The organism is Flavobacterium olei (assembly GCF_039749035.1).
GTDB lineage: Bacteria > Bacteroidota > Bacteroidia > Flavobacteriales > Flavobacteriaceae > Flavobacterium > Flavobacterium olei.
The window spans coordinates 67432-85611 of the sequence record NZ_JBDKWC010000004.1; the positions used below are offsets into that span (position 1 = coordinate 67432).

Below are 18180 nucleotides of genomic sequence, written 5' to 3' on the forward strand. Positions count from 1 at the left end.
TCACCTTGAGGATGACTCTTTTATTTTTCATAATTTTAAGATCTAATTTCCCAATAACATGACAATTATCATCTTAATAATTGTGCGTTATTTGGAAATTTGCAGCCTAAAAACAAGTTTATGAGGGAGCAAAGTTGTTTTCATTGTGGTCTGACCATTGAACAAAATGAAGAAATCGATTTTGATAACAAAAAGTTTTGTTGTGCTGGATGTAAAACAGTCTACGAAATTTTTAGTATTAATGATTTAACCTCTTATTATGATTTTGAAAAATCACCTGGCGCCACTCCACAGGATATAAAAGGGAAGTATGATTTTTTAGATAATGATGCAATTCTGTCCAAAGTACTGGAGTTTCAGGAAGGAAATACAGCCATTGTTTCTTTAAGTATACCTCACATTCATTGCAGTTCCTGCATTTGGATTTTAGAAAATCTAAACCGTCTTCAGCCTGGAATCACTATTTCGCAGGTAAATTTTCACGAAAAGAAAGTTCGAATAACGTTTAATTCGGATTTAGTTTCTTTGAAAGAAATTGTATATCTCTTAAGTTCAATAGGCTATGAGCCTTACATCAGTTTAGAAAATTACGGATCTGAAAAAGCAAAAATAGACAGAAGTTTAACCTATAAGCTTGGTGTTGCCTTCTTTTGCTTTGGAAATATTATGCTGCTTTCATTTCCCGAGTATTTCGAAATGAAGGAATTCTGGCTGGATAGTTATAAACCATTTTTCAGGATTTTAATTTTTCTTCTCGCATTGCCCAGTTTTCTGTATTCAGCCAGCGGATATTATGTTTCTGCCTATCATAGTATTAGAACAAAAATGCTTAATATCGATATTCCGATAGCTTTAGGAATTATCGTTATGTTTATTCGCAGCTCTTATGATATGCTGATGGATCATGGCCCGGGATTTTTTGACAGTTTAGCGAGTTTGGTATTTTTTATGCTTCTTGGTAAAATGTTTCAAACCAAAACATATAGTTTTTTAAGTTTTGAAAGGGATTTTAAATCTTATTTTCCTATTGCCGTTACCAAAATACATAAAGATGCGTCAGAAGAAAATGTGGCAATCTACGATGTCCTAAAAGGAGATAGGTTACTAATTAGAAATCAGGAGCTTATTCCTGTTGATGGAATCCTAATCAGCGAAAGCGCAGAAATCGATTATAGCTTTGTAACAGGTGAAGCAGTGCCAATTACCAAAAAGTCGGGAGATAAAATTTTTGCAGGCGGAAAACAAATCGGAAAAGTGGTAGAGATGGAAGTTTTGCATTCTGTTTCCCAAAGCTATTTAACCCAATTATGGAGTAACGAAATTTTTCAGAAAAAAGTAGATCAGAAACACAAAACTATAACAGATGCAATAAGCCGGTATTTCACCCCAATCTTATTGCTCATTGCATTTGTTGGTTTTGGTTATTGGATATTTATAGATGCCAATATTGCTTTTAATGTCTTTACCGCTGTATTAATTGTGGCCTGTCCCTGTGCATTGGCCCTTACAGCTCCCTTTACATTTGGAAATATTTTAAGAATTTTAGGCAAAAAGAAATTTTATTTAAAAAATGCTGTCGTAATTGAGCAGCTTGCCAAAGTTAATACGATTGTTTTTGATAAGACAGGTACTATTACGACGAATAAAAAATCAAATATACTTTACGAAGGAAATGCTCTTTCTGATTCGGATTTAATGCTTATTAAAAACGTTTTACGAGGATCCAATCATCCGTTAAGCAGGATGTTGTATGATTTCCTGCCAGATACACAACGTATTAATGTTGATGACTTTAATGAAATTACCGGGAAGGGAATCATTGCATTTGCAGAAGGAAGAGAAATTAAAATGGGTTCAGGAAAATTTGTCAATGATATAGCTCCAGATAGTGAAATTGAAAAAACAGCGTTGCACATTAAGATAGGCGATATTTATTTTGGAAGATTTACTTTCCAGAACCAATATCGGAACGGTTTAAAAAAGCTGTTTTCAAATCTTAGTAAACAGTACGAAATTAAAGTACTTTCTGGAGATAACGATGGCGAAAGAGCAACTTTAGAAACGATTCTTCCAAAAGGAACAGAATTGATATTCAATCAGAAACCGGAACAGAAGCTTGAATATATAAAAGAACTCCAGCTTAAAGGTCATAATGTAATGATGGTAGGAGATGGTTTAAATGATGCCGGAGCACTTGCGCAAAGTAATGTTGGAATCTCTATTTCTGAGAATGTTAATGTCTTTTCACCTGCATGTGACGCTATACTGGACGCATCTGAATTTTCGCAGTTGCATTATTTTGTAAAACTCTCTCACAAAGCGATTTTAATTATAAAAATGAGTTTCACTTTATCATTGCTTTACAACGTGGTCGGACTTGCATTTGCTGTTACCGGAAATCTGCTTCCTTTGGTGGCTGCCATCATCATGCCTTTGAGTACAATTACGATTGTTAGTTTCGTTACTTTTATGTCTAACTATTTCAGCAAGAGTAATTTAAAATAATTTTAAATTATTTTTAAAATTATTTTTCGTACATTTAACAATCTTCTCCTTTATGATAATTATCATATTTTATACGCCTCCCACACGTTAATTTTGTTAACATAAATCCAGGGTATGAGTGTTATTTATCTATTAATTTCAGTAAGTATTTTTGTGGCAATCTGTTTCTTTATTGCCTTTATCGCAGCTGTCAGATCCGGACAGTATGATGATGATTATACGCCTTCAGTCAGAATTCTCTTTGACGACGAAACCAAAATTAATCCCCAGAATAATAATTCACCAATCGAAGAAAAACAAGTATAATTATGGAAATGGAACAGTTTTATTACGACAACAAAATTGTAAAAAAATTCATTTACGCCACAATACTCTTTGGAGTTGTGGGTATGTTAGTAGGGCTTACCTTAGCGGTAATGTACCTTTTTCCCAACATGACAGATGGGATATCATGGCTTAGTTACGGCCGTTTAAGACCCTTACACACCAATGCGGTAATTTTCGCCTTTGTAGGTAATGCTTTTTTTGCCGGTATGTATTATTCGCTGCAAAGATTGCTAAAAGCCAGAATGTTCAGTGATTTTTTAAGCAATTTACATTTCTGGGGCTGGCAGTTAATCATTGTTGCCGCTGCAATTACACTTCCTTTGGGATATACTTCTTCTAAAGAATATGCAGAATTAGAATGGCCGATCGATATTGCAATTGCTTTAATATGGGTAGTTATGGGAATCAATATGATTGGAACCATGCTGCGCCGAAGAGAGCGTCATTTATATGTGGCCATCTGGTTTTATCTGGCAACATTTGTGACTGTTGCGGTCTTACATATTTTTAATAATATAGAAATTCCTGTTTCCGCCTTAAAAAGTTATTCTGTATATGCAGGAGTTCAGGATGCTCTCGTGCAATGGTGGTATGGACATAATGCGGTTGCATTCTTTCTGACAACTCCATTCTTAGGATTAATGTATTACTTTGTTCCTAAAATTGCAAACAGACCTGTATATTCATACAGATTATCAATTATTCACTTTTGGTCGCTTATTTTTATTTATATCTGGGCAGGACCACACCACTTATTATATTCTGCTTTGCCAAACTGGGCGCAGAATTTAGGAGTTGCATTTTCTGTTATGTTGATTGCTCCTTCCTGGGGAGGTATGATTAACGGACTTCTCACATTAAGAGGTGCATGGGATAAAGTTCGTGAAGAACCGGTTTTAAAATTCTTTGTTGTTGCAATTACAGGTTACGGAATGGCGACATTTGAAGGTCCGATGCTTTCTCTGAAAAATGTTAATGCGATCGCGCATTATACGGACTGGATCGTTGCACACGTTCACGTAGGAGCATTAGCATGGAATGGTTTTATGTCTTTTGGTATTATTTACTGGTTGATTCCGCGAATGACCAAATCTGATTTATTTTCTAAGAAATTAGCAAATTTCCATTTCTGGATTGGTACTTTAGGTATCATTGTGTATACAATTCCTTTATATGTCGCTGGTTTCCAACAAGCTTCTATGTGGAAACAATTTAATCCAGACGGAACTTTAACCTATGGAAACTTCTTAGAAACAGTAACTGCTATTATGCCAATGTATTGGATGAGAGCAATTGGAGGTAGTTTATACCTAATTGGTATGCTTACTTTGGTCTACAATATTATAATGACCGTAAAAGCAGGAAATACTATTGAAGATGAACTGGCTCAGGCACCGGCTTTACAGAGAATAAGTAGTGGAAGAGTGAGAGGAGAAAAATTCCATTCCTGGTTAGAGAGAAAACCAATTCAGTTAACCATTTTAGCGACAGTTGCTATTTTAATTGGAGGTGTAATTCAGATTGTACCCACAATTATGGTGAAATCAAACATTCCAACAATTTCAAGTGTAAAACCGTATACACCTCTGGAACTGGAAGGGCGTGACCTATATATTAGAGAAGGCTGCGTTGGATGTCATTCACAATCTGTTCGTCCTTTCAGAAGTGAAGTAGAGCGTTACGGAGTGCAGGCAAAAGCAGGAGAGTTTGTTTACGATCATCCGTTCTTATGGGGTTCAAAACGTACTGGTCCCGATTTGCTAAGAGTGGGTGGAAAATACAATGACAACTGGCATTTTAACCACATGTGGAATCCGCAAAGTACATCTGCAGGATCAATTATGCCAGGGTATAAATGGTTATTTGATAATGAAGCAATGGATATTTCATTAACACAAAAGAAAATGCAGGCTATGATTTCATTGGGTGTCCCATACACACCGGAAGAAGTGGCAAATGCGCAGAGAACTTTGAGAGACCAGGCTGTTAAAATTGAAAAAAGCTTAGAAGCCGACCCTGATTTTGTGAAAAGTTATGAAGACAGCCGTAAAAAAGCTGCTGCAAAAGGTGAAAAATTCATCCCGATGAATGAAAGAGAAATCGTGGCTTTGATTGCCTACATTCAAAGACTTGGTACTGATATTAAAGTAAAAGAAACTTCAAAATAACAGCATTATGTTTGAACAAATAAAACACAATATGGAAACAATATCGGGTGTAGAAATTTACCCGATTCTTTCCCTTTTAATTTTCTTCCTTTTTTTTGTAGGATTAGGCTTTTGGGTATTCTCTTATAGAAAAGAAAAAATTCAGGAAATGAGTAATATACCTTTAGATGAAGGACTTAGTGTAATCACAAAAGATAGATAAAATGAAAAAGTTTTTCCCAGTATATGTTAGAGTACCGTTGATTTTTTTCATCGTATTTGCTTTGATGGAATATTTTATTGATTCAGGTGATAAACCTGCTTTTATTAAATATCCCATGGTTGCGCTCTTTTTATTTGTCTTTTTATTCATTCTCATTGCGATCGAAATTACACTTAGTGCTGTAAATAGAGTAATGTATCAGTTGTTATCTCCTGAAGAAAAGGAAAAATTAGAACTCGAAGAAAGTTTAAGTTTTAAAGAAAGCACCTGGTATAAAGATTTAATGCATAAGCTGACACAAACAGCTCCAATGGAAAAAGAGGGCGATTTGTTAATGGATCATGATTATGACGGAATAAAAGAGCTTGATAATAATTTACCGCCATGGTGGGTATATTTATTCTACATCTGTATCATTTTTGGAGTAATTTATGTCGTTCGCTATGATGTCATGGGAGCAGACAACCAGGAAATGGAGCTGAAAAAAGAAATGGCACAGGCAAAAATTGATGTTGAGGAATACATGAAAACGGCACCCGATCTAATGGATGAAAAAACAGTGGTTCTACTACGGGATACACCTAGTTTAGCAGAAGGCAAAGAAATTTTTACCACCAATTGTGCAGCTTGCCACCGTGCCGATGCAGGAGGACAAATTGGACCGAATCTTACCGATAACAAATGGATTTTGGGCGGAGGGATTAAAAATCTCTTTCACACAATTACAAATGGAGGCAGGGACGGTAAAGGTATGATTGCCTGGAAGGGAACTCTTAAACCAAAAGAAATACAAAAAGTAGCGAGTTATATTTTATCTCTGCAAGGAAGTAATCCCAAAGATCCTAAAGAGTCAGAAGGCGAAGTTTGGGTAGAAGATAGTGCCCCTAATGATTCAGCCGCTGCCAAAGATAATACCACTGAAGTTAAAAAATAAATAAAAATACCATGTCAAATTTACCAGACGAAGCTTTTAGAGATACTATTGGAACAATAGATGAAGGTGGTAAACGGAAATTTATATTCCCTAAAAAACCGTCTGGTAGATTTTACGATTACAGAAAGATTGTAAGCTACGTCTTGCTTGCAATATTATTCGTAAATCCTTTTATTAAGATAAATGGAAACCAGTTTATGATGTTCAATATTATGGAACGTCGTTTCAATATATTTGGTTTTCCTTTTTGGCCACAGGATTTTTATCTCTTCGTTATATCAATGCTAATAGGCGTTGTATTTATACTCTTATTTACTGTTGTTTTTGGACGAATTTTTTGTGGCTGGATTTGTCCGCAAACTATTTTTCTCGAAATGGTGTTCCGTCGAATTGAATATTGGATTGACGGGGACCGCGGTGCGCAATCCCGCTTAGCACGACAGGAATGGAATGCAGAAAAAATTAGAAAACGACTCCTAAAGTGGACTGTTTTCTTTTTAATCTCTTTTATCATTGCTAATGTCTTTTTGGCTTATTTGGTCGGAAGCGATGCTTTATTTTTAATGATAGAGCAGGGACCAGTCAACCAGGCAAGTAATTTTATTGCCCTTCTTATTTTTACCGGTGTTTTCTACTTCGTATTTGTTTGGTTTCGTGAACAGGTTTGTATTATTGCCTGCCCGTATGGAAGATTACAGGGCGTTCTTTTAGATAATAAATCCATAAATGTTGCGTATGATTTTGTGCGTGGTGAAAAAGAGAACGGACGTGCAAAATTCAATAAAAAAGAAGATCGGGCCTTAACCGGAAAAGGAGATTGTATAGATTGCCTTCAATGTGTTAATGTTTGTCCGATGGGAATTGACATTAGGAACGGGACACAACTCGAATGCACAAACTGCACAGCCTGTATTGACGAATGTGATCATATAATGGATTCTGTAGGTTTGCCAAAAGGTCTTATTCGTTATGCATCTGAAGATGAAATTGTCAAAAAAGAACCTTTCCGATTTACGGCCAGAATGAAAGGATACACTGCAGTCCTGTTTATTTTATTAAGCATCTTTGTGGGAATGTTATTTTTAAGAACAAATGTTGAGGCTGTTATTTTAAGATTGCCAGGTCAGTTGTTTCAGCATAATGGAGATAAAATCAGTAATGTTTACACTTATAAAATTGTAAACAAGACGATGAAAGACTACAAAGACATTCATTTTGAATTAATCGATCAAAAAGGGACCATCAAAAATGTCGGTAACACACATTTTAAAATGGCAAAAGAAGGAATTTCTCAAGGAACACTATTTATTGAAATTGATGAAGTTCTTTTGGAAAGTGACAAAACAAAAGTTAAAATTGGGGTTTATAATGGTTCTGAACTCCTTGAAACCACAACTACAAATTTCTTAGGACCAAGAAGTTTCAATTAAAAAAGTATTATTATGAAAGTTAACTGGGGTACCGGAATCGTCATAGCATTTGGATTGTTTATGACATTTATTTTATATTTTGTTTTTGAAGTTCAATCTAATTCTAAATATGATAATGATCTGGTTGTAGAAGAATACTACAAACACGATACACATTTTCAGGAAGAAATGGCGAGAATTCAGAATGCACATGATCTGCAGTATAAACCTTCAATAAAATATACCGGAAACGGAGTTGCGGTAACCTTTCCTCCGGGATTTGAAAGCGGGAAAGTAAAAGGAAATATTTTATTGTACAGACCTTCCAACAAGAAGTTTGACTTTAATACTCAGATTGCTCTAACGAATTCTGAAATTGTTATTCCTCAGAAAAAATTAATTAAAGGCCGTTGGGATGTCAATATGGAATGGCAATATGAAGGTAAAAAATACCTGTCTAAAGAAGTAATTTACGTAAACTAAACATAATGTTATTCTCAGCTTTCTTTCTAGGTTTAATTAGTAGTCTGCATTGCGTTGGAATGTGCGGACCTATTGCTATGATGCTTCCTGTTGACAGACAAAATGAAGCAAAAAAGATAACGCAGATGATGACGTATCACTTTGGAAGATTGAGTGCGTACGCGTCAATCGGATTGATTTTTGGATTACTCGGAAGAGGATTTTTTCTGGCAGGTTTACAACAAAAGATGTCCATAATTATCGGAATAATTATGATTGTAATCGTTTTGATTCCGGAAAAAAGATTTGCGCACTACAATTTTTCTAAACCTGTATATAAAATCATTTCTAAAATCAAATCAAATCTGGGAAGTCAATTTAAGAATAAGAGTTACAAATCTCTTTTTACAATTGGTTTACTTAACGGTTTTTTACCCTGCGGAATGGTATATGTAGCTCTTTTTGGAGCGATTGCTATGCAAAGTGCGAGCTATGGAGTTCTTTATATGATCCTGTTCGGAATAGGAACTATACCTTTAATGACAATTGTTGTGTATGTAAATACATTGCTGAGACTTCCGTTTCGAAATAAAATTCAAAAGGCGATTCCGTATGTAGCGGTTATAATAGGAGTATTGTTTATTCTGCGTGGTTTAGGATTAGGAATCCCGTATTTATCTCCTTCAAACATGAGTTTATTTGTACAGCAGACTCCTAACTGCCATTAAGAAATAATTTAAACTAACTAACCATTCTTAGACAGTCATCGAGAACAAATTTGTTTCCGGTGACTTTCTTTTTAAATGTAAATCAAAAGCCATACAAATATTACGTACAAATGGTCTTCCTTCTTCAGTGATTTTGATGCCGTTGTTTTCGATAACGATCAAATTGTCATTTTCTATTTCTTTTAAAGCAGTCAAAACTTCAGAAAGTTCAGGAAAATTTAAATAATCTTTCTCCCAGGAAGTTTTAAGTTCACAGGTTAAATTTAAAATGTGTTTTCTTATAATAAGATCTTCATCATTTAAAATATGTCCTTTTACGACAGGAAGTTTTTCAGATTCCAAAATCTGATAATATTCTTCAAGATTTTTAGTGTTTTGTGCAAAACTATACCAGCTGTCACTTATAGAGGATACGCCCAGACCAATCATAACCTGAGTTTTGGAAGCGCTGTAGCCCATAAAATTTCTATGCAGATTTCCGTTATGGGCAGCTTTATACAAACTATCCCCGGTCAAGGCAAAATGATCCATACCAATTTCGTGATAACCATTTTGGATCAATAGCTTTTTTCCTGTTTCGTAAAGTTTTCTTTTTTCAGAGTCTTTAGGAAGATTTTCGTCATTGAAACCTCTTTGACCATTTCCTTTTATCCATGGCACGTGGGCATAGCTGTAAAAAGCCAAACGGTCTGGTTTTAAAGAGTTGGTTTTTTCAACGGTATCAATTACATCTTCGATAGTCTGAAATGGAAGTCCAAAAATAATATCATGTCCAATTGAAGTATAACCAATTTCTTTTGCCCAAAAAGTAACTTTTGCAACATTATGAAAAGGCTGGATTCTGTTAATAGCTTTCTGAACTTTGGCAGAATAATCCTGAACGCCAAAGCTTACCCGGCGAAAACCTAAATCGTATAGCTTTTTTAGCTGTTCGTAAGTGGTATTGTTAGGGTGTCCTTCAAAACTAAATTCGTGATTCGGTGCTTTTATTGCATTAGTGAAAATGCCGTTTATAAGAAGCTCCAGATTTTCTTTAGAAAAAAATGTCGGAGTTCCTCCTCCCAGATGTATTTCCTTAATAACCGGCTTTTCTGATAGTAAGTCGCAATACATTTTCCATTCTTTCAAAACAGCCTGAATGTATTTTTCCTCAACAGAATGATTTTTGGTAATGCGCTTGTTGCATCCGCAAAAAGTGCACATGCTTTCGCAGAAAGGTAAATGAATGTATAAACTAATTCCGTTTTGTGAGTTGCTTTCTGAAAAAGATTTTTGCAAAGTAGTGATCCATTTTTCTGATGTAAAATCATCTTCGTTCCAGTAGGGAACAGTCGGATAACTGGTATATCTTGGGCCTGGGACATTGTACTTTTGAGTCAAAGAAATTTTCATAATGACAGATTTAGTTTTCATCAAAATTAAAACTTCGTGCAACGACAGAAAATGACAAATATCATGTAAACAGCAAAAAAAAGAGACTCACAACGGAGTCTCTTTAATTGAATTAAATAACTAACTTGAAATAGAATCTTGGATGATTTTAAGCCATTTTTTTGCAAACTGATGATCCTGGTAAACACTTATCTGTTTGATGCGGTCGTCGTCGAAATCATAGAATGGAATTATTATCTTTTTTGAAGTTGCTTTTTCCTGAAATTCAAAATCAATTTTAATAATCGTATCAGAATTTGAATCGGTTGTTGGAATCAATTTACAGGAAGAAACAGTATTTAAATCTACAAAAGTACATTCTTGTTGATTTGGATTGAAATTCATTAAAATGAACTTATTGTTTTTCTGATCAATTGTCAGCGTTTTATTATTGATCGATTCTGTTAAATCAAATTCTTCCGGATGATTAGGATTGAATCTCTTTTTAATATTTAAAATTTTTGATTTGTTCGCTGCAGATGAGCGTGCAGAAAAGTATACAGGGATTGCAACTATAATTAAAATTACAATACCCATTATTGTGGTAGTAGTTTCCATATTTTTTATGAATTAAATAAAATGATTTGATAACCAGCTTTCATATAGAAAAATGGTTAGTTTTAATTGAAGATTAGATCTTTATAAAAAAATCAAATATTTTATTTACCAGAAAAAGTGGAAAGCATAGAGAATTACCAAAACCTTTTTACTTTGAGTTGTAAAAACTTTAGTAAATGCGGAAAAAGAGGTAACCGTTTGATGTTGTGGAATAAGCGGTAAAAGAGAATCAAAAGACCTTATTATGCCTACAGGATTTGTTTTGATGTTTGCCGCAAACTGATAATTTCCTTGTGGCTGGATGAAAGCATCAGAATCTTTAACCTGTTTAGAGAAGCTGGAATCGGTTTTTTCCGTGTCACTTATATGCACAGATGAGCTGTCTGCCTGATAAGCAAACAAACCTGCAACTAAAAATGCAATTATAATAACGGTTTTATGAATCCATTTCATTTTGGCGAAATTAAGTCATAAAACACAATTAAAGAAACTTTATAGAATTAATTAACAGTCAAAAAAAAAATCCTTAGTATTTATTGAACTAAGGATTTGAGTTTATTGCTGCATCTTAAAATAATAATCGGCGGAATGTTTACCGCTTCCATAAAATAAAAAGAAGATACAAATCATTAAAGTTACTATCGCAAGAATCAAACTTTCTGAATGCATGTAACCCATAAAATTGATGAGAACAGCGCCAAATAAAATAGGTAATTGTGCAGCTATTGCCCAACGCGTCAGAAGCCCGAAAATAATCATTATACCACCAATCATATGAGCCGGAGCAATGTAATGCAGCATAAACATACCTCCGCCAAACCTGTCAATTGGAGAGATCAAGTCATGCAGGTATTGTACATTGGTTACAAAAGATACGCCTTTCATAAATAAAAATCCACCCAAAACAATCCGTACTAAATCTACTGGTAAATAAGTGTGCGAATTGGCCCATTTATTTAAACTTTTTACATTTTCCATGATGCTGTGTGATTAAAAATTCTATACTAAATTACTAATTTTTAATGATATATTTATTTTAACAGCCTGAAAATAAGTTTTTTACTTTTTTTATTTAGTGTTTTGAGGATTTTTAAGTTAGACCTGAATAACTCCTAGATTAAATTGTTTTTGAATAGGAGCGTGGTTGGCAGCTTCAATTCCAATTGAGATCCAGTTTCGTGTTTCCAAAGGATCGATTATGGCGTCTGTCCAAAGTCTGGAAGCTGCATAATAAGGAGAGGTCTGCTCGTCGTAACGTGCTTTAATTTTATTAAATAATTCCGTTTCTTTAGCTTCATCGACTATTTGTCCTTTCGCTTTAAGCGAAGATGCTTCGATTTGAGCTAACACTTTTGCTGCCTGAGTACCGCCCATAACGGCCAGTTCGGCGCTTGGCCAGGCAAATATTAAACGTGGATCATAGGCTTTTCCGCACATCGCGTAATTTCCTGCTCCGTAAGAGTTTCCGACAATGACGGTAAATTTCGGAACCACAGAGTTACTAACTGCATTTACCATTTTTGCACCGTCTTTTATAATTCCGCCGTGTTCAGATTTAGAACCCACCATAAAACCGGTTACATCCTGCAGAAACACTAAAGGAATTTTCTTCTGGTTGCAATTGGCAATGAAACGGGTCGCTTTATCTGCACTATCAGAATAGATAACACCGCCGAACTGCATTTCACCTTTTTTGGTTTTAACCACTTTTCTCTGATTTGCAATAATTCCGACAGCCCAGCCGTCAATTCTGGCGTAGCCGGTAATTAGCGACTGTCCATAGCCTTCTTTATAAGCTTCAAATTCAGAGTTATCGACTAAACGTTTTATGATTTCCATCATATCGTATTGCTCCGTTCTTGCTTTCGGAAGAATTCCGTAAATTTCATTTGGTTCTAAAGCAGGTTTCTCAGATTTAATCCGGCTGAAACCGGCCTTATCATAATCACCTATTTTATCGACAATATTTTTTATTTTGTCTAAAGCGTCTTTATCATCTTTAGCTTTATAATCGGTTACACCAGAAATTTCACAATGTGTTGTAGCTCCACCCAAAGTTTCGTTATCGATAGTTTCTCCAATTGCGGCTTTTACGAGATAGCTTCCGGCAAGGAAAATACTTCCTGTTTTGTCTACAATTAAAGCTTCGTCACTCATAATTGGCAAGTAAGCACCTCCTGCAACACAGCTTCCCATAACAGCGGCAATTTGGGTAATTCCCATGCTGCTCATTTGGGCATTGTTTCTAAAGATTCTGCCGAAATGCTCTTTGTCGGGGAAAATCTCATCCTGCATTGGCAGATAAACTCCGGCGCTGTCGACCAGATAAATAATGGGAAGCCTGTTTTCCATGGCGATTTCCTGTGCACGCAGATTTTTTTTCCCCGTGATCGGAAACCATGCGCCGGCTTTTACCGTTGCATCATTTGCTACAACAATACATTGTTTACCTTTTATATACCCAATTTTTACCACAACACCACCAGAAGGGCATCCGCCGTGTTCCAAGTACATTCCGTCGCCTGCAAAACCACCAATCTCAATACTTTTTGCATTTTCATCCAATAAATAAGCAATTCTCTCGCGAGCAGTCATTTTACCTTCAGCATGTAATTTTTCGATTCTTTTTTCGCCTCCGCCTAATTTGACTTTGGCAAATTTTTGTTTTAATTCAGAAAGGAGTAATTTATTGTGATCTTCGTTTTTATTGAAGTTTAAATCCATGATATAGTATTGATTTTATAAAATAGTGTTGGCTAATTTACAAAATCCATTGAAATAAACCCGATAAAGTAGTTGTAGTAAATAGAAATAATTTTAATAAAATAGCTAAAAAAAACAGAAGCTTTGCTTCTGTTTTTTTTTAGCACCTTAGCACCTTAGCACCTTAGCACCTTAGCACCTTAGCACCTTAGCACCTTAGCACCTTAGCACCTTAGTTTATTTTTTAGAATTACAAACCATTCTTTTTAAAATGGCCCATTGTTTTAGAGCGTCTCTTGCTTCTACAGCAGGATAACCCAACATGGTTTTCCCTGCAGGAACATCGCCTGTAACACCAGAACCAGCACCTATAGTAGCACCGTCTCCAATAGTAGTGTGATCTTTTATAGAGGCACTTCCGCCAATAATAACACCGTTTCCTAGAGTAACAGAACCCGCAAGGCCGCTGTTTCCGGCCATAATACAAAATTTTCCTAATTTACTGTTATGACCTATCTGAACCAAATTATCAATTTTACAGCCATCTCCAAGAACTGTTGAGCTGAATTTACCACGATCAATACAAGTATTCGCACCAATTTCTACACAGTTTCCTATAATAACATTTCCAATTTGTGGAATTTTAACCAGACCTTTTTCTGCACAAGGACGAAATCCAAAACCATCGGCACCAATTGTCGCATTTGGGTGAATGATACAGTCGTTACCAATATGACAACGCTCACGGATAACACTTCCGGACCAAATTGTGGTGTTTCTTCCAATGGTGCATTCATCTAAAATGGTTACGTTAGGATAAAGTATTGTACCTGCTCCAATTTCGACTTTTGGTCCTACGTAACATCCCGCACCAATTTTAGCGCCTTCGCCAATAATTGCCGTCTCATCGACAGTTGCTGACTTGTGAATGTCTGCGCGGAACAAAGGGGCAGGAGGAGCAAAAAGAGCAAGAATTTGGGACATAGCCAAATCTGCATTTTTAACCTTAATAAAAGCACGGTTTTCGCCAGGTTCTATCGAAATATCTTCATTAACAACCGCTATTGAAGCATTGGAAGCCGACCAGTATTTTTCATATTTTTTATTTCCTATAAATGAAATTTCCGAATTGGTCGCTTTTTCCAGTTGTTCTGTAGCAGTAATGTGTTGAGATGTAGTGCCATAAATGACACCGTTTATTATTTCGTTAATTTCTTGAATTGAATAGGATCTCATTAGCAGATAAAGGGTTAATTTTTGCCAAATAAAATGAATTACATTTTAATAACCTAATGGTTTTTTGAGATATGTGTAAAATTATATTGCCAATATTGAAAAATTAACTTTTTGTATATTAAATTGATGTATTTCTTTTAAAATTTAGCATTTGCTTTAATATTTATTTCCTGACAAAATAAAATTTTATAAGTCCTTAACAATGAGAGGGAAGAGCATATTTAAAAAAAAAACGATTCCTATTATAGGAATCGCTTTTGTGACTATTTGATATTATTTACTCTTTTACTTTTGACAAAGAAAGAGCATTTATGCAATATCTTAAACCGCTTGGTTCAGGACCGTCAGGAAAAATATGTCCCAGATGGGAGTCGCAGGTATTACAAACTACCTCAACACGAATCATTCCATGAGATTTGTCCGCATAATATCCAACGGCATTTTCTTTTACGGGTTGTGTAAAAGAAGGCCAACCTGTTCCTGATTCGAATTTTTCGCTGGCGTCAAAAAGTAATGTTCCACAACATTTACATTCGTAAATTCCAGGTTCGAACAAGCTGCACATTTCAGAACTGAAAGATCTTTCGGTTCCTTTTAAACGTGTAACCTGAAATTCTTCAGGAGTTAAAGTTTCCTTCCATTCTTCCGGTGTTTTTTCAACTCTCTTATCCGGAGCCGGATTTCCTTTATTTGTAAAATGAATTACATCTGCCCATTTTATCATAACTATTGTTTTTTTAGTTCAGGTTTAATGTCTGAAGTTAGAGATTCAGGTTTCATATTTGTGCAAACTGAATACTAAATCCGGGCACTAATTTACTCTTCCTCTTTTTGTCCCATCATCATTAAATAGGCTTTTAAGAAAGCATCAATATTTCCGTTCATAACGCCGTCAACGTCGCTGGTTTCGTAACCGGTACGAACGTCTTTTACTAATTTATAAGGCTGCATTACGTAATTACGAATCTGCGAGCCCCATTCAATTTTCATTTTTCCGGCTTCGATATCAGCACGTTGTGCCTGCTGTTTTTTTAATTCAATTTCATACAATTGAGAGCGAAGCATCTGCATAGCCCGTTGTCTGTTGTCTTGCTGCGATCTGGTTTCAGAACATTGAATCTGGATTCCGGTTGGCTTATGTACCAATTGAACCTTCGTTTCCACTTTATTTACGTTCTGTCCTCCCGCACCACTCGAACGAGATGTAGTAATTTCGATATCAGCAGGATTAATGTCGATCTCAATACTGTCATCTACAAGCGGATACACGTATACAGAGACAAATGAAGTATGACGTTTTGCGTTACTGTCAAAAGGTGAGATGCGAACCAGACGGTGAACACCATTTTCTCCCTTTAGGTAACCAAAAGAATAGTCTCCTTCAAATTCTAAAGTTACGGTTTTTATTCCGGCAACATCACCTTCCTGAAAGTTAAGTTCTTTTATTTTGTAACCATAACTTTCGCCCCACATCATGTACATACGCATCAGCATTCCTGCCCAGTCACAGCTTTCGGTTCCGCCGGCTCCCGCTGTAATTTGTACAACGGCACTTAAACTGTCGCCTTCATCAGAAAGCATATTTTTAAATTCTATGTTCTCGATGTGCGATTGCGCCGCATTATACTGTTCATCCAGTTCTTCAACAGAGAATTCTCCTTCTTTATAAAAATCATATGCAAGCTGTAATTCGTCTGTAAGCGAAACGGCTTTGTCATAATCTTCGATCCATTTTTTCTTGTTTCGAAGGTTTTTTACAATATTCTCTGCTTCTTTTGCATTGTTCCAAAAGTCTGGGGCGAACGTTTTTTCTTCTTCGTTTGCGATTTCGATTAGCTTGGCATCAACGTCAAAGATACCTCCTCAACGCACCAAGGCGCTCCACAATACCTTTTACTTGTTCGGCTGTTGTCATAAATTAATTAATAGGTTTTATATGTTTTTTAGAATTATTACGTTAATTTGGTCTATAGAATCCCGCGAGTTAAATTTTACCAAACTTGCGGAGAATAACTATTTGTAATACGTAATTTTGCATACAAAAATAAGATATAGTTTTTAGAATATGGAAATAAATTTAATCAGCGATACCATAACCAAGCCCACTTATGAAATGCTGCAGTATATGTTTAACGCTCAGGTAGGTGATGATGTATACAAACAGGACCCAACGGTGATTGAATTGGAAAACAGAACAGCAGAGTTTTTTGGTATGGAAGCTGGACTTTTTTTTCCGTCTGGAACTATGGCCAATCAAACTGCGATTAAGCTGCATACCCAGCCGGGCGAACAATTAATTGCCGATAAATATGCGCATGTGTATCATTATGAAGGAGGCGGAGTGTCTTTTAACAGCGGAGTTTCCTGTTGTTTGATTGACGGAAACCGCGGAATGATTACGGCTTCTCAGGTAAAAGCTGCAATAAACGATCCCGAATTTTATCATAGTCCGCTTACAAGTCTCGTTTGTGTAGAAAATACAACAAACAAAGGAGGTGGTGCCTGTTATGAATTAGATGATTTAAAGGAAATAAAAAAAGTTTGCGACGCCAATAATTTGAAATTTCACTTAGATGGCGCGAGAATCTGGAATGCATTGGTCGCTAAGAGGCAAAATCCAAGAGAATTTGGTGCAATATTCGATACTATTTCGGTGTGTCTGTCTAAAGGATTAGGAGCACCTATTGGATCTGTACTGTTAGGAAGTAAAGCTGATATTCACAGAGCGTTGAGGATCAGGAAGATACTTGGTGGAGGAATGCGTCAGGTAGGTTACTTGGCTGCAGCCGGATTATATGCGCTGGCACATAATATTGAAAGACTTGCGGAGGATCATCGTCGGGCGAAAGAAATTGCGAAGATATTAAGTACAAAACCCTGGATTGCTGCAATTGAACCCGTAGAAACCAATATTTTGATTTTTTCACTGGCGGAAGGTTACAGCGATCAATTATTAATAGAAAAATTAAAACAAAAAAACATATTAATAAGCTCTCTTGGGCATAATAAATTAAGAATTGTAACGCACCTGGATTACAAAGAAGTTATGCATACGTATGTTTTGGAGACGCTATCGAAGTTCTAAACGAAGGTTTAAAGGTTCAGAGGCTCAAAGTTGCAAAGATTTAAAAAAAAAGGACAAAGGTTAACCGGGAAGTTAACCTTTGTAACTTTAAAGCTTTATTGCTTTGTTCCTTATTTAAACAAATTATCCATTCCCGGAATAGAAGGCATATCCATTCTCGCAACAGCGTCTAATTCTCTTTCGTTAACATCTGTAGCTTTTTCAATTGCTTTGTTTAATGTTACAATCAGGTAATCTTCCAATTGCTCTTTATCTTCCAGAAGAGAATCGTCTATAGAAATTGTTTTTATCTTTCTGCTTGCGGTAATTGTAATTTTTAATAATCCGTCAGCGCTTTGTTCATCAATCAAAACAGTATCCAGACGCTTTTTAGTATCTTCAATTTTTTGTTGGGTTTCTTTAAGTTTACCCATCATTCCCATTAAATCCATT

The 18180-nt window shown here is 35.6% G+C and carries 18 protein-coding genes; 9 read left to right on the forward strand and 9 right to left on the reverse strand.

Features of this window, described 5'->3' with window-relative positions:
• Window positions 1-120 precede the first annotated feature (120 nt).
• The 8 genes from ABEB31_RS11205 (at window position 121) to ABEB31_RS11240 (ending at window position 8735) form a co-directional block, all read left to right on the forward strand.
• Entirely contained in the window at window positions 121-2505 is a 2385-nt protein-coding gene (locus ABEB31_RS11205) for a heavy metal translocating P-type ATPase (protein ID WP_347051749.1), read from the forward strand.
• Between the two features lie 114 nt (window positions 2506-2619).
• A complete protein-coding gene (ccoS, locus tag ABEB31_RS11210; RefSeq protein ID WP_347051751.1) occupies window positions 2620-2811 on the forward strand; it encodes a cbb3-type cytochrome oxidase assembly protein CcoS in 192 nt (63 codons plus the stop codon).
• Between the two features lie 2 nt (window positions 2812-2813).
• Entirely contained in the window at window positions 2814-5000 is a 2187-nt protein-coding gene (gene ccoN, locus ABEB31_RS11215) for a cytochrome-c oxidase, cbb3-type subunit I (RefSeq protein ID WP_347051752.1), read from the forward strand.
• 7 nt (window positions 5001-5007) lie between these two features.
• Entirely contained in the window at window positions 5008-5202 is a 195-nt protein-coding gene (locus ABEB31_RS11220) for a CcoQ/FixQ family Cbb3-type cytochrome c oxidase assembly chaperone (RefSeq protein ID WP_347051754.1), read from the forward strand.
• 1 nt (window position 5203) lies between these two features.
• Window positions 5204-6136, forward strand: a complete 933-nt coding sequence (locus ABEB31_RS11225; RefSeq protein ID WP_347051755.1) for a cbb3-type cytochrome c oxidase N-terminal domain-containing protein — start codon at window positions 5204-5206, stop codon at window positions 6134-6136.
• 11 nt (window positions 6137-6147) lie between these two features.
• The gene (gene ccoG, locus ABEB31_RS11230) at window positions 6148-7566 is read left to right on the forward strand and encodes a cytochrome c oxidase accessory protein CcoG (protein WP_347051757.1); all 1419 of its coding nucleotides are present in this window, start codon (window positions 6148-6150) and stop codon (window positions 7564-7566) included.
• Between the two features lie 12 nt (window positions 7567-7578).
• Window positions 7579-8028 carry a FixH family protein gene (locus tag ABEB31_RS11235; RefSeq protein WP_347051758.1) on the forward strand — a complete coding sequence of 150 codons (450 nt, stop codon included), beginning with the start codon at window positions 7579-7581 and terminating at the stop codon, window positions 8026-8028.
• A gap of 5 nt (window positions 8029-8033) precedes the next feature.
• On the forward strand, window positions 8034-8735 hold the full coding sequence (locus ABEB31_RS11240) for a sulfite exporter TauE/SafE family protein (RefSeq protein ID WP_347051759.1): 702 nt from the start codon (window positions 8034-8036) through the stop codon (window positions 8733-8735).
• A 27-nt stretch (window positions 8736-8762) separates the two neighbouring features.
• Here the strand turns inward: ABEB31_RS11240 and hemN are convergent, their stop codons facing one another.
• From hemN to prfB, 8 genes are all read right to left on the reverse strand, one after another.
• A complete protein-coding gene (gene hemN, locus ABEB31_RS11245) occupies window positions 8763-10127 on the reverse strand; it encodes an oxygen-independent coproporphyrinogen III oxidase (protein WP_347051760.1) in 1365 nt (454 codons plus the stop codon).
• A gap of 120 nt (window positions 10128-10247) precedes the next feature.
• A complete protein-coding gene (locus ABEB31_RS11250; RefSeq protein ID WP_347051761.1) occupies window positions 10248-10724 on the reverse strand; it encodes a hypothetical protein in 477 nt (158 codons plus the stop codon).
• A 105-nt stretch (window positions 10725-10829) separates the two neighbouring features.
• Complete coding sequence (locus ABEB31_RS11255; protein WP_347051762.1) at window positions 10830-11177, reverse strand: hypothetical protein; 348 nt, start codon at window positions 11175-11177, stop codon at window positions 10830-10832.
• A 102-nt stretch (window positions 11178-11279) separates the two neighbouring features.
• Window positions 11280-11702, reverse strand: coding sequence for a DoxX family protein (locus ABEB31_RS11260; RefSeq protein WP_347051763.1), 423 nt, complete (start codon window positions 11700-11702; stop codon window positions 11280-11282).
• Window positions 11703-11819: 117 nt separating this feature from the next.
• Window positions 11820-13448, reverse strand: coding sequence for an acyl-CoA carboxylase subunit beta (locus tag ABEB31_RS11265; protein ID WP_347051764.1), 1629 nt, complete (start codon window positions 13446-13448; stop codon window positions 11820-11822).
• Window positions 13449-13664: 216 nt separating this feature from the next.
• Window positions 13665-14663 (reverse strand): UDP-3-O-(3-hydroxymyristoyl)glucosamine N-acyltransferase, encoded by a 999-nt coding sequence (lpxD, locus tag ABEB31_RS11270; RefSeq protein ID WP_347051765.1) that lies wholly within the window; start codon window positions 14661-14663, stop codon window positions 13665-13667.
• 277 nt (window positions 14664-14940) lie between these two features.
• A complete protein-coding gene (gene msrB, locus ABEB31_RS11275) occupies window positions 14941-15387 on the reverse strand; it encodes a peptide-methionine (R)-S-oxide reductase MsrB (RefSeq protein ID WP_347051766.1) in 447 nt (148 codons plus the stop codon).
• A 92-nt stretch (window positions 15388-15479) separates the two neighbouring features.
• A protein-coding gene (prfB, locus tag ABEB31_RS11280) for a peptide chain release factor 2 (protein WP_347051767.1) occupies window positions 15480-16578 on the reverse strand; the annotation gives its coding sequence in 2 pieces (ribosomal slippage) (window positions 15480-16514 and window positions 16516-16578; 1098 coding nt in all).
• A gap of 150 nt (window positions 16579-16728) precedes the next feature.
• On the opposite strand from prfB, the gene ABEB31_RS11285 reads away from it, so the two are divergent.
• Window positions 16729-17748, forward strand: coding sequence for a threonine aldolase family protein (locus ABEB31_RS11285; protein ID WP_347051768.1), 1020 nt, complete (start codon window positions 16729-16731; stop codon window positions 17746-17748).
• A 110-nt stretch (window positions 17749-17858) separates the two neighbouring features.
• Here the strand turns inward: ABEB31_RS11285 and ABEB31_RS11290 are convergent, their stop codons facing one another.
• Window positions 17859-18179 (reverse strand): YbaB/EbfC family nucleoid-associated protein, encoded by a 321-nt coding sequence (locus ABEB31_RS11290; protein WP_347051769.1) that lies wholly within the window; start codon window positions 18177-18179, stop codon window positions 17859-17861.
• Window position 18180: the final 1 nt, after the last annotated feature.